Origin of the sequence: Vulcanococcus sp. (genome assembly GCF_044369115.1) — a bacterium.
In the GTDB taxonomy this organism is placed as follows: Bacteria; Cyanobacteriota; Cyanobacteriia; order PCC-6307; family Cyanobiaceae; genus Vulcanococcus.
In genome coordinates, this window is the sequence record NZ_JBIPMN010000073.1 from 1 (window position 1) to 12,140 (window position 12,140).

Sequence of the window (12,140 nt, forward strand, 5' to 3'; positions counted from 1 at the left end):
TTCACCACGTGGTGTGTGGTTTCGGCACAGCAGCGTCCGGCGAAAGCGGCGTGCTGGCGGTGACGGCCGCTCAAATCGGCTTTCCCGCCTACGTGCTGCTCACCAGCGCGGGGCAACTGGCCAGCTTCCGCTTTCAGATCGAACGCTTTGAAGCGATCAGCTGTGCCGTGAGCCACGGCCATGCCATCGCTCGCCAAGCCAGCTGTCTGGCGGCGGCCCGCTGGGAGGAGGGCTGGGAGAAACCCGTGAGCCAATGGCGCCTTGAGCTGGGCCTCAGCGATCCGGCCGACCACGAGTCCTACGGCCTCGCGGCCCAGCTGCCATGAAACTGCCCCAATCCTGGACCGCCCAGCCCGCCAGCCTCGGCCTCACCCAGGGCTACCGCCATTTCCAGCTGCTGGGGGAGCAGGGCAAAGGAGCCGACCGGGCGGCCCGGCTGGAGGCGGTGCTCGATCGCCAGTGCCGGCTGCTGGTGCCGCTGCACCAACTGCGTGATCGGGGCCTCTGGCAGCCTGGCTGGCAGTCGTTGAGCCGGCCGGCCGCCATGCAGATCATCCCCGCCATCGACCTGCTCGACGGCCACTGCGTGCGCCTGCACCAGGGCGACTACGACCAGGTGACCCGCTTCAACGACGACCCCGTAGCCCAGGCCCTCGATTGGCAACGCCAGGGCGCCCAGCGGCTGCACCTGGTGGATCTCGATGGCGCCAAAACCGGCCAGCCGATCAACGACCAGGCGGTGAAGGCGATCACCGCCGCCCTCTCAATTCCGGTGCAACTGGGTGGTGGTGTGCGCAGCGCCGAGCGGGCTGAAGAACTGTTGGCCTGCGGCCTCGACCGGGTGATCCTCGGCACTGTGGCGATCGAGAAGCCTGAGCTGGTGAAGGAGCTGGCGGCACGGCACCCCGGCAAGGTGGTGGTGGGCATCGACGCCAAAGACGGCCTGGTGGCCACCCGCGGCTGGATCGAGACCAGCACCGTGAAGGCCACCGACCTGGCCAAGAGCTTTGAAGGCTGCGGCGTGGCCGCGATCATCAGCACCGACATCGCGACCGACGGCACCCTGGCGGGCCCCAACCTCGAAGCCCTGCGGGCCATGGCGGAGGCCAGCTCGATTCCGGTGATTGCCTCCGGCGGCATCGGCACGCTCGAAGACATCCTTTCTTTGCTGTCGATCGCACCGCTGGGGGTGGAAGGGGTGATCGTGGGCCGTGCCCTCTACGACGGCACCGTGGATCTGGCCGAAGCGCTGCAGGCGATTGGTCCGGAACGCTTACAAGACGCACTCACTTCGCCTACGGGTTCTATAACGGGTTAAGTCCACACACGCCTGTCTTGGCGGCGACATCTCCCCCAGACGCAACAGACACGATCACCTCTGGTGGTCTGGAAGCTGCGATCGGCCGTTGCCGCGATCTGGGGATGCGCCTGTCGCGCCAGCGCCGCATGGTGCTGGAGCTGCTCTGGGACGTGAAGGATCACCTCAGCGCCCGCGACATCTTCGAAAAGCTGAATGCCCGTGGCCGCAACATCGGCCATACCTCGGTGTATCAGAACCTGGAAGCCCTGCAGAGCGCAGGGGTAATCGAGTGCCTAGATCGGGCTAGCGGCCGGCTTTACGGCTACCGCAGCGACCCCCACAGCCACCTCACCTGCCTGAACACCGGCGCCATCCAGGATCTGGATGTGGAACTTCCCCCTGATCTGCTCCGTCAGATCGAAGCGCACACCGGTTTCTCGATTGAGAGCTACACCCTGCACTTGAGCGGTCGCCCCCGCTGAACTGGAAAGCCTCTCCAGGCCCGTTAACGTGCGCGCCAGATTGCATCAGCTGGCGCACGTGCCCGAGGCCAAGGCTGCACCCCAACTGCTCATTCTGGCCGAGCCGCTGTTGCGCGAGGGCCTTGTTCGTCTGCTCGAACCCGAGTTCAAGCCGGCCACTGACAGCGAAGGCGTGAGCGGCGGCGTTCGCCTGGTGATCTGGAGTGCCGCAGGGAATCTGCCGCTGGCCACACTCCAGCGCGAACTGCATCAGCTGCGCGATCGCTGGCAGCCGGCGCCGCTGCTCCTTCTGGTTCCGGGCGAGTGCGCCTACAGCAGCGATCAACTGCTGCAACTGCCCTGTGAAGGCCTGCTGCAGCAGGCCGAACCTGCGGAAATCCCCGCAGCCGTGAGCACCTTGCTGGCCGGTGGACGAGTGGTGGAACTGCGCCCCCTGGCGGCAGAACTGGCCGAACCAGAAGCGATCGGCCTGGGCCAGTGGCTGCTGCGCTCCGGCCTTAGCCAGATCGATGCTGAGCAACGGCGCTGCCACCACTGGCTAACGCGGGGCTGCGGCGGCCTCACCCGGCTCCTGCTGCAGGGACGGCTGCGGGAGCTGGCAGCGGCTCGCCGGATGCTGCTGTGGCTGTGGGGGCCGATCAGCATGGCCTTTCCCCAAGCCTCAAGCGCTCCAAGCAACCCCACCCCCAGCAGTACCGCGATCACAGTGCGCCAGCGCACCGCTGAAGGGGTGTGGCAAGCGATCCAGCTGCGGCTCACTGCCGCCATCGAGAGCGGGGTGTCGAACAGCAGCGGGCAACTGTTGGCTCTCGATGGACTCAACCCCGATCACCGTCGCGATCTGCTCCTGGCCCTGATCAGCCAGCTCGATCTCTGGATTATCCGCCTGCGCCACGAGCAGCTGCGCGGCGACGAGCTGGAGCAGCGGTGGTTGCTGCAGCAGCCGGAGCTGCGGCGCCTCTCCCTGCGCAGCATGGCCGGTGAATACGTACAGCTGCCTCAGCAGGGCGGACTGCTGCCCGTGGCCGAAAGCCTCAGCGGCGCCTGCGAACTGAATGCGATCGATCCTGATCTGCCCCTGGCACTGCCGATGCTGGCGGCCCTGATGCAAGCCCAGCCTTTACTGGTGGAGGGCCGTTTGTTGGCTCCGGATGAGCCCCAGGCTCTGCTCCATCTCGAGCTCTTGATCGGCAACTGGCTCATCCGCAGCGCTGAGCTGATCAGCGCCGAGATCCTCAGCTGCTGCAGCACCTGGCCAGAGCTGCGCCGTTATCTGCTCAGGCCCGATCTACTCGCCACCCGCAACCTCGAGCGCCTGCGCAACCAGCTCAACTCCCAGCAGCGCTGGGGGAATCTGTTTGAGCGGCCGGTGCAGCTCTACGAAAGCCGCCGGCTGCTGTACGGAATCCAGAACGGCGCCATCACCCCCCAGCTGCTCACCGAACCTCGCGACAGCGAGCTACGGCAGCTGAGCTGGGGCCAGCAGCTGATCACCCTCAGCCTCGAGGCCCGCGATGCTCTGGCTCCACAACTGCAGAGCTTCATCCGCCGGCTCGGCGATCTGGTGGTGGTGGTGCTCACCCAGGTGATCGGCCGGGCCATCGGCCTGGTGGGCAAAGGCGTGCTCCAAGGCATGGGCCGCAGCATCAGCCGCGGCTGAGGTTCAAGCGCCATCCGCGCAACCTCGCCAGGGGTCCAACCTCGAAGGTCACAATGGCCTCACCCTCTCCGTCGTCTTGATGCCCGGCCTCCTGGCCCGGTTGCTGAAACCTCTGGCAGCCCTGGTCCTCTCCGCACTGCTGGCCCTGGGCCTGGTTCCGGGTGCGGCTGATGCCGCGCGTGACACCAACAGCTACGACGGCAACATCTACGCCCTCTACGCCGGCAACGGCTCCCTGGTGCCTCCCCGCAGCACCCTCGCCGATGCCATGGCCAACCACCGGGCGATCGTGCTGGGCTATTTCCTCGACGACAGCGCCGCCAGCAAGCAATACGCCGTGGTGTTCAACGAGCTGCAGCGTCTCTGGGGCCGCAGCGTGGAGCTGATCCTGCTCTCCACCGACCCCATCCAGAACCGCGAGACCCATGGCCCCACGGATCCAGCCACCTACTGGAGGGGTGTGATCCCGCAGGTGGTGGTGTTCAACACCGAGGGCAAACCTGTGCTGGATGAGGCCGGCCCGGTGAGCATCGATACCATCAATGCCGCACTCACCGACGTCACAGGCCTCAAGCCCCAGGGCGATGTGAAGCTCAGCCTGAGCCGTGAAGTGAACGAACTCAACAGCGAAATCGTGGCCTCCCGCTGAGGCCCTTCTCCACCGCCGCGCCGATGAGCACCCGCACCGAAACCGACAGCATGGGCGCCATTGCGGTGCCCGCTGAGCACTACTGGGGTGCCCAGACCCAGCGCTCGATCACCAACTTCCCCTTCGGCCAACCCATGCCGCTGGCGATCGTGCATGCCTTCGGCCAGCTCAAGGCGGCCTGCGCCGAAGCCAACCGTGATCTCGGCAAGCTCGATGCCAACCTCTGCGCCGCGGTTGTGGCAGCGGCGGAGCAGGTGGCCCGCGGCGAGCTGGATGGGGAGTTTCCGCTGAAGGTGTGGCAAACGGGCTCTGGCACCCAGAGCAACATGAACGCCAACGAGGTGATCGCCAACCGCGCGATCGAAGCGCTCGGCGGAGAGCTGGGCAGCAAGAGCCCGGTGCATCCCAACGACCATGTGAACCTCAGCCAGTCGAGTAACGACACCTTCCCGGCGGCGATGCACATCGCAGTGGTGCTCGAACTGGAGAACACCCTGCTGCCCGCCGTGGAGCAACTGGCGGCTGCACTCCAGGCCAAAGCCACCAGCTACGCGGGTCTGGTGAAGATCGGCCGCACCCACCTGCAGGATGCGGTGCCCTTGAGCCTCGGGCAGGAATTCGGCGGCTATGTGGCCCAGCTGCAGCTGGCGCTGGAAGCGATCCGGCAGAGCCTGCCGCGGCTGCGTGAGCTGGCGATCGGCGGCACAGCCGTGGGCACCGGGCTCAATGCCCCCAAAGGCTTCGGCGAGGCGGTGGCGGCGCGGCTGAGCGAGCGGCTCGGCACCGCCTTCAGCAGCGCACCCAACAAATTCCAGGCCCTGGCAGGCCACGAGGCACTGGCCTCAGCCCACGGCGCCCTCACGGTGCTGGCGGGCAGCCTGATGAAGATCGCCAACGACATTCGCTGGCTCGGCAGCGGCCCCCGCTGCGGCCTCGGTGAACTGGTGCTTCCCGAAAACGAACCGGGCAGCTCGATCATGCCGGGCAAGGTGAACCCAACCCAATGCGAGAGTCTCACGATGGTGGCCGTGCAGGTGATGGGCAACAACACCGCCGTGCAGATGGCTGCCAGCCAGGGCAACTTCGAGCTCAACGTGTTCAAGCCCCTGATCGCCCACAACGTGCTCGAGAGCATCGAGCTCCTGGCCGGCGCCTGCAGCAGCTTCCGCGAGCACTGCATCGAGGGCCTGCGCGCCAACGAACAACGCATCGAGCGCCTGCTCAACCAGAGCCTGATGCTCGTTACGGCCCTCACCCCGGCCATCGGCTACGACCGCGCCAGTGGTATCGCCAAGCACGCGCACAAGCATGGCCTCAGCCTGCGGGAAGCTGCCCTCGTGCTCGGCGAGATCAGCGGGGACGAATTTGATCAGTGGGTGCGGCCGGAGCGGATGGTCTGAGCGGCTCGTCTGAACTGAGCGGATCGCCCTTAGAGCAGGTTCGCCGCCAGCTCGGCCAGTTCGCTGCGCTCACCGCGGATCAAGGTCACGTGGCCTGCCAGCGGCTGCCCCTTGAAGCGCTCCACCAGCCAGGTGAGGCCATTGCTTTCGGCGTCCACATAGGGGTTGTCGATCTGATAAGGGTCGCCTGTGAACACGATCTTGGTGCCTTCGCCCACACGGGTCACGATCGTTTTCACCTCATGGGGCGTGAGGTTTTGGGCCTCATCCACCACCATGAATTGCCTCGGGATCGAGCGACCGCGGATGTAGCTGATCGCCTCCACCTCAAGCAGGCCCATGCCCTTGAGGTCGGTCCAATTGCTGCGGTTGCTGCGTTGGGCACCGGGGCGGCCTGCCGCTGATCCGCCGCGGGAGGGCCCGCGCCCCTCATCGGCATCGGCGCCGCCAAGCAGGAAATCGAGGTTGTCGATGATCGGCTGCATCCAGGGGCCCATCTTTTCCTCGAGGCTTCCCGGCAGAAAGCCAATCTCCTTACCGAGGGAAATCACCGGCCGTGTTACCAGCAGCCGCTCATAGAGGTGTTCGTCGGCCACCTGGTGCAGGCCCGCCGCTAAAGCCAGCAGCGTTTTGCCGGTTCCGGCTTTACCAACCAGGGTGAGCAGCTGCACGGCTGGATCCAGCAGCAGATCGAGGGCGAAGGTTTGCTCGCGGTTGCGTGCACCCACCTTGCCGAGCCGCACTTTGCCGGCGCGCTGCAAGGGTAAGAGGCGCCGGCTAGCGGCATCGAAGCGGGCCAGGAGCGTGTGGTTGGACTGGGCCTGATCCACCAGCGTGACGCCTTCATTGGCCTGGAGCGCGACGCCAGTCGCCACAGGCAACGCCGCCAAGGACAGGCCTCCCTCGCTCTTGAGCTGCTCCATCGCTGTGGCACTAGCCATCAGCTCGCACACCCCGGGATAGAGGTCGGCGATGTCGACCTTGTCGGTGGTGTAGTCCTGCGCTGTGAGGCCCACGGCATCGGCCTTGATACGCAGGTTGGTGTCTTTGGTCACGAGCACCACCGGCGGCTGATCGCTGATCAGGCCCGAGCGCAGTTGCTCCAGGGCCACGGCCAGGATGTTGTTGTCGCCGTTGCCGCCCTTGAGCTCGGGAGGCAGCTGGGCCAGGGTTTCGCTACGGCAAAACACCACCTGGAGCGTGCCGCCGCCGTCATCGATTGGCACCCCATCAGCCAGATTGCCCTTCTCGCGCAGGGCATCCAACAATCGCGAAATCTGGCGAGCGTTGCGGCCTTTCTCAGAGGGATCGCGCTTGAAACGGTCGATCTCCTCCACCACTTCGATCGGGATCACCACCGCGTTGTCTTCAAAGCGGGTGAGCGCCTGGGGGTCGTGCAGCAACACATTCGTATCAAGAACGAAGGTCTTACGCATCACGGGCCTCCCATGGAGATGACGGCACGCTAAGCGGCATTTCCAGCTGCAAGCTCTACGCTCCCGCAGAACTCAAAGCGCTGGATTTGCACCCTCTGATCGCTGTGTTGTTGATTGCGGCCCTGATCTTCGGGCTTGCCCTGCTTTGGCTGGAGGCGCGCCACCGGCTGCGGCCCGCCTCTCCCCTGCGCTTGAGCAGCGGCAATTGGAGCGTGAAGCGCAAGGGCGACCAGCGCCTGGAAGTAAAGGGCACGATCGCGATCAGCAACCCTCATGCCCGCATGGAGGTGTTCGTGCCGGAGATCGAACTCCGCCCCACCCTGCTAGGCCGCGGTGATCTTCAGGGGCTCGATCTGAACACAACGCTCACCCCCCAACATCCCGATGAAGAGGCCAGGGCCGATGGTTACTGGTTCGCTTACATCGTGAAGGGTCACAGAACCACCCAAGCCGAGGTGTGCATCAACATCAATGCGCCGGCCGGCACCGAAGTGCGCAATCTGGTGGACACCCTGTGGCTGGAGATTCTCTGGACCAATTACGGCCCCTTTGGCCGGCTGCAAAAGAGGGATGGCGTGCTGATCCCTCTGCGCCGTCCGGCGGCTGTCCAACCTGACACCGCCCGTTGGTGCAGCGGTGATCGCTGCTCGGTGTTGCCAATCCGCACCCATCTGCTCGGCACGCTCGACGATCCCGCCGAAGTCCTGCGTCACTACGCCGGAGCCGTGCTCCAACCCGGCGACGTGCTCACCATCGGCGAGACGCCTTTGGCTGTGATGCAGGGGCGCTACAACCACCCCGCCAACCTGCAACCCTCCTCGCTGGCTCGGCTGCTGTGCCGGGTCTTCCACCCCACCAGCTCCCTAGCGACTGCCTGCGGGCTGCAAACTTTGATCGACAACGTCGGGCCAGCCCGGGTGCTCTGCGCCTGGCTACTGGGCACGGCCTTGAAGCTGGTGGGTTCAAAGGGCTGGTTCTATCGCCTGGCTGGTGAGCAGGCCCGCCTGATCGATGACGTGACCGGCACCACACCGCCCTACGACCAGACGATCGTGCTTGGCCCCGCCGACAGTGCGGCGGTGTGCCGGCAGCTGGCTCTTGAACTGGGAGTGGCCGTGGCGGTGGTGGATGTGAACGATCTGGGTCGGGTGAAGGTGCTGGCCTCCAGCCCCGGTTGCGACGATGCACTGCTGATGCGGGCCCTCAAGCCCAACCCCGCCGGCAATGCCAACGAGCGCACTCCCCTGGTGCTCGTGCGCCCATAACATGGGCTGAGGGCCTATCAGGCCGAGCGCCGTGTCTTCAGCTGCACCAGCCCAGCGAGCCGCTCAGGCCCCGTGCCTGCAGGTTGTTCCCCTGCGCGGTTGGCACCTGCCGCTGCTGCAGGACCCCTGCTTTGCCGATCTCCTGCCGCTGCTGCAGCGGGCCGTGCTGCTGCAGGCCCCTGAACGTCTGCTCAACAGCCTCACTGCAAGGCCGCCGCTCGTGCCTGATGTGCTGATGGCCTACCGAGAACCCCAGCACCCCTTGGGCCTGCTGCTCAGCCAGCGGCTCAACCGAAGCGGCAGTTGCTGGCAACTGCTTCAGTTGCGTAGCAGCGAAGCAAGCCTGGCGGCCGGAGAAGCCGGCCGAATGGCTATCGAAGCGGCACTGATCCGCGAAGCAATCCAGCGCAGCCGCGGCGCCGCCAGTTGGATCGCCACGGCCGCCACCACCGACAGCGATCGCCTCGCCCTGCTGCGACAGCAGGGCTTCCAACCTCTGCGCCGTGAAACCCTCTGGCGCTGGGAACCCCCTTCAGCACCCGAGCAGCGCGCCCTACCCAGCGACCTGCAGCTGCGGCCGCTCAACCGCCGCACGGCCCCAGCCATGTGGCAGCTCGAGCAGGCGGCGCTCCCGGCGCAGTTGCGCCAACTGCTCGATCGCCGGGTCGACGATTTGCTTGATCAAAGCGAGCAGCCGAGCCTGATGCTGTTCGACTGCACCCGCCAGCAGGCCGTCGCTGGCGCCCGGCGCGTTCGCCCCGGCAACCGGGGGCTGCCTGAACTGGAACTGAGCGTGCATCCAGGCTGGCAACACCTGCTGGGTGGCCCGTTGCAGCTGCTGCTGGAGCGCAGCGCCGCAGGCGCTGCGCAGTTGCTGGTGCGCAGCGATGTGCTCGATAGCGAGCGCAGCAGCTGGCTGCAGAGCCTCGGCATGGCCCCGGAGGGTGAAGAGGTGGTGATGGCCCGCAGCGTGTGGCGGCGTCACGCGCCCCAGCACAGCACTCAGATGGCCCAACGGCTCGAAGCGATGCTGGGCCGGCTGCAACCCGGGCAACGGCCCATCCCGACCCCACTCGGCCGGCCTTGAAAGGGCCAGCACCGCGCTCCGTCCTGGCCCTCGATGTCGGCCGCAAACGCATCGGCCTTGCCGGCTGCGACCCCCTAGGCCTCACCGTGACGCCCCTTCCGGCTTTGCGACGCGGCCGCTATCCCGCCGACCTGGAACAACTGCGCCTGCTAGTTCACCAGCGGCGGATCATGGCGTTGGTGGTTGGCCTTCCTTTGGACGCACAACAACAACCCACCGAACAGGCCGAGCACTGCCGCCGCTACGGCGAAAGGCTGGCTCGCCATCTGGAGCTGCCTCTGGCTCTAGTGAATGAGTTCGCCAGCAGCTGGTCTGCCGCGGAGCGCCACGGCCTCCACGGCGACCGCAGCGGCGCCCTCGACAGCGCCGCAGCAGCACTGCTGCTGGAGCAGTGGCTGCAGGAGGGGCCTGAACCGGCGCCGGTGCACGCGCAGGCCCCAGCCGTTGGCTCAGGGGCCGATGCCCAGGCATCCTGAAGACACCAAGGAACCACCCATGAGCTCAGACGGTCCCAGCGCCAACGGTGCCGGCGATGTTCCCACCGTGCTGGTGCGCGACAGCGAAGGGCGTCAGTTGCTCTGCTTCCTCGAGCAGCTGATCCCGCTCGACGGCAACGACTACGCCCTGCTCACGCCGGTGGACACCCCGGTGTGCCTCGTGAAGATCGCCGTCGATGACGACAGCGATGACGAGGTGATCGACGAGCTCAGCGGCGCCGAACCAATCCTCTCGGTGGCGGATGTGGTGCTGCAGGAGCACGACCTCACCCTGGTGCGCTCGGCTGTGACCCTCACCGTGAGCGGTGAACTGGAAGAACCCGATCCCGAAGAGCTCGACGACGAGATCGATGCCGACGACGAAGACGAAGACGAAGAGAGCGATCTCTACGAGATGCTGATCCAGTTCCGCGCCGAGGGCGAGGAATATGGCCTATTCATTCCCCTGGATCCCTTCTTCGTGGTGGCACGCATGGAGAACGGAGAAGGGCGACTGGTGGAAGGCGAGGAATTCGAGCGGATCCAGCCCCGCATCGAAGCTGAACTCGACGAGCGCGAGCTCGGCGAAGACTGATCGCAGCACCGCCCACCGTGAGCAAGCTGTCTCTGCCACAACTGCTGCAGCCCAACCTGGTGGCCTCCGGCACCCTGGCTGAGCTGCCGCTGCATCAACTGCTGGCCCAGGGCATCCGCGCCCTGGTGCTGGATGTGGATCGCACGCTGTTGCCGCGCCGAGGCAGCGAATTGCCTCCAGCAGTGGAGGCCTGGTTGCGGCGGGCGCAGCAAACCCTGCCCCTGCACCTATTCAGCAACAACCCCTCCCGCAGCCGAATCGGCGCGGTAGCTGATCAGCTCGGTGTCAGTTACACCACCAGTGCAGGCAAGCCGCGGCGCGGGCCGCTGAAGCGGGTGATCGAGCAGCTTGATCTTCCTCACGGCCAGGTGGCGATCGTGGGCGATCGCGTATTCACCGATGTGTTGGCCGGCAACCGGCTCGGCCTCTACACGGTGCTTGTGAAACCGGTGAATCCTGAAGGTGAGCCCTGCCCTCACGACCACTGGCAGCGGCTGGAGGTGCGGCTGGCACGGATGGCGGGGGCAAGCCTCAGCTGACATGACGATGCGGCGGGTGGTGAAGGTGGGCACCAGCGTGCTGCGGGGTGCCGGTGGACGCGACACCAACGAGGTGATCGCTGATCTGGCGGCCAGCCTCTGCAGCCTCTGGAATCGCGGCGAGCCGGTGGTGCTCGTGACCAGTGGTGCAGTGGGACTGGGCTGCACGGCTCTGGGCCATCGCGAGCGCCCAACAGAACTGGAGGGTCTTCAGGCGGCTGCAGCGGTGGGCCAGGGGCGGTTGATGACCCTCTACGACCAGGCCTTCGCCCGCCATCAGCGCTGCGTGGCCCAGGTGCTGCTCACCCGCGGTGATCTGGCCTCCCGCCGCCGGTATCAGAACGCCTGCCGCACCCTTGAGCAGTTGCTGGCCTGGGGGGTGACACCGGTGATCAACGAGAACGACACCCTCGCCACCGATGAACTGCGCTTCGGCGACAACGACACTCTCTCGGCCCTGGTGGCGGTGGCAGTGCAGGCCGATGAGCTGGTGCTGCTGACCGACATCGACAGCCTCTATTCAGGCGATCCCCGCAGCGATGCCGATGCCCGCCCCATCCCCGAGGTGAACAACCTGGAGGAACTGGAAGCCCTCAGCGGCGTGGCCAAGGGCGGCGGCCGCTGGGGGACCGGTGGCATGACCACCAAGCTCTCAGCCGCTCGTATCGCGACCGCCAGCGGCATTCAGGTGCGCCTGGCCGATGGCCGCGACCCGGCCGTCCTCAACGCCCTGCTGCGGGGAGAAGCGCGCGGCACCCTGTTTCGCCCCAGTGAAAACCCCCTCAGCGATCGCAAGGGCTGGCTGGCGCACGCCCTTCTGCCCAAAGGGTCGATCACCATTGATGCCGGGGCGGAACGCGCGTTGCTCGATCAAGGCGCCTCGCTGCTGGCCGTGGGTGTGCAGGGGGTGGAAGGCGACTTCCAGCGCCGCGATGCCGTGCGGCTGCTCAGCCTGGATGGCCGTGAACTGGCCCGAGGCCTCAGCGCGATGGACAGCGACGAGCTCCAAAAGCGCAAAGGCCAGCGCGGGCTTGTGGTGCACCGCGATCAACTGGTGATTAGGCCTGGGGCGTCCGTCAACTGAATCCTTCCGGGGTTGCCTGTCTGTCGACGGGCCCACGTCCTGGCTTGGCGTCACCGCTCCGGGTGAAGCGATCGCCATGTGGTCAGGTGTCCGGGCGACTCCCCATGCAGTGTCCGGGGCAGTGTCGGGGGGCGGCTATACCAGGCAATACGGCCCCCCACACCCCA

Annotated in this window: 13 protein-coding genes and 1 pseudogene; 13 read left to right on the forward strand and 1 reads right to left on the reverse strand. The window is 66.4% G+C overall.

All coding sequences use genetic code 11. The features are described 5' to 3' along the window. The 7 genes and pseudogenes from ACIQ2E_RS07185 to fumC all read left to right on the forward strand — a co-directional run. The coding region (locus tag ACIQ2E_RS07185; protein WP_398328224.1) for a Coq4 family protein at positions 1 to 326 on the forward strand (326 nt) is incomplete at its 5' end. After that, positions 323 to 511: pseudogene (locus tag ACIQ2E_RS07190) on the forward strand (TIGR02450 family Trp-rich protein); the annotation flags it as partial. The gene ACIQ2E_RS07185 and the pseudogene ACIQ2E_RS07190, both read left to right, overlap by 4 nt. 33 nt (positions 512 to 544) lie before the next feature. After that, a complete protein-coding gene (hisA, locus tag ACIQ2E_RS07195; protein WP_296450731.1) occupies positions 545 to 1,318 on the forward strand; it encodes a 1-(5-phosphoribosyl)-5-[(5-phosphoribosylamino)methylideneamino]imidazole-4-carboxamide isomerase in 774 nt (257 codons plus the stop codon). A gap of 104 nt (positions 1,319 to 1,422) precedes the next feature. Continuing rightward, on the forward strand, positions 1,423 to 1,782 hold the full coding sequence (locus ACIQ2E_RS07200) for a transcriptional repressor (RefSeq protein WP_398328226.1): 360 nt from the start codon (positions 1,423 to 1,425) through the stop codon (positions 1,780 to 1,782). A gap of 58 nt (positions 1,783 to 1,840) precedes the next feature. Further along, positions 1,841 to 3,442, forward strand: a complete 1,602-nt coding sequence (locus ACIQ2E_RS07205) for a DUF3685 domain-containing protein (RefSeq protein WP_398328229.1) — start codon at positions 1,841 to 1,843, stop codon at positions 3,440 to 3,442. Positions 3,443 to 3,521: 79 nt separating this feature from the next. Continuing rightward, positions 3,522 to 4,091: a thylakoid membrane photosystem I accumulation factor gene (locus ACIQ2E_RS07210; protein WP_398328232.1), complete on the forward strand. Its 570-nt coding sequence runs from the start codon at positions 3,522 to 3,524 to the stop codon at positions 4,089 to 4,091. Positions 4,092 to 4,114: 23 nt separating this feature from the next. After that, a complete protein-coding gene (fumC, locus tag ACIQ2E_RS07215; RefSeq protein WP_398328235.1) occupies positions 4,115 to 5,491 on the forward strand; it encodes a class II fumarate hydratase in 1,377 nt (458 codons plus the stop codon). Between the two features lie 29 nt (positions 5,492 to 5,520). On the opposite strand, the gene ACIQ2E_RS07220 is transcribed toward fumC, so the two are convergent. After that, positions 5,521 to 6,927, reverse strand: a complete 1,407-nt coding sequence (locus ACIQ2E_RS07220; RefSeq protein WP_398328238.1) for a PhoH family protein — start codon at positions 6,925 to 6,927, stop codon at positions 5,521 to 5,523. Between the two features lie 86 nt (positions 6,928 to 7,013). Between ACIQ2E_RS07220 and ACIQ2E_RS07225 the strand changes: the two genes are divergently transcribed. The 6 genes from ACIQ2E_RS07225 to proB are packed head-to-tail and all read left to right on the forward strand — an operon-like array spanning position 7,014 to position 11,973. After that, complete coding sequence (locus ACIQ2E_RS07225) at positions 7,014 to 8,192, forward strand: F420-0:Gamma-glutamyl ligase (protein WP_398328241.1); 1,179 nt, start codon at positions 7,014 to 7,016, stop codon at positions 8,190 to 8,192. A 31-nt stretch (positions 8,193 to 8,223) separates the two neighbouring features. Next, a complete protein-coding gene (locus ACIQ2E_RS07230; protein ID WP_398328244.1) occupies positions 8,224 to 9,279 on the forward strand; it encodes a hypothetical protein in 1,056 nt (351 codons plus the stop codon). Next, positions 9,276 to 9,755 (forward strand): Holliday junction resolvase RuvX, encoded by a 480-nt coding sequence (ruvX, locus tag ACIQ2E_RS07235; protein ID WP_398328247.1) that lies wholly within the window; start codon positions 9,276 to 9,278, stop codon positions 9,753 to 9,755. Before ACIQ2E_RS07230 ends, ruvX begins: the two co-directional genes overlap by 4 nt. Positions 9,756 to 9,774: 19 nt before the next feature. Further along, positions 9,775 to 10,350, forward strand: coding sequence for a DUF3727 domain-containing protein (locus ACIQ2E_RS07240; RefSeq protein ID WP_398328250.1), 576 nt, complete (start codon positions 9,775 to 9,777; stop codon positions 10,348 to 10,350). 17 nt (positions 10,351 to 10,367) lie between these two features. After that, entirely contained in the window at positions 10,368 to 10,889 is a 522-nt protein-coding gene (locus tag ACIQ2E_RS07245; protein ID WP_398328252.1) for a YqeG family HAD IIIA-type phosphatase, read from the forward strand. Position 10,890: 1 nt separating this feature from the next. Next, a complete protein-coding gene (gene proB / locus ACIQ2E_RS07250; RefSeq protein ID WP_398328255.1) occupies positions 10,891 to 11,973 on the forward strand; it encodes a glutamate 5-kinase in 1,083 nt (360 codons plus the stop codon). Positions 11,974 to 12,140 lie beyond the last annotated feature (167 nt).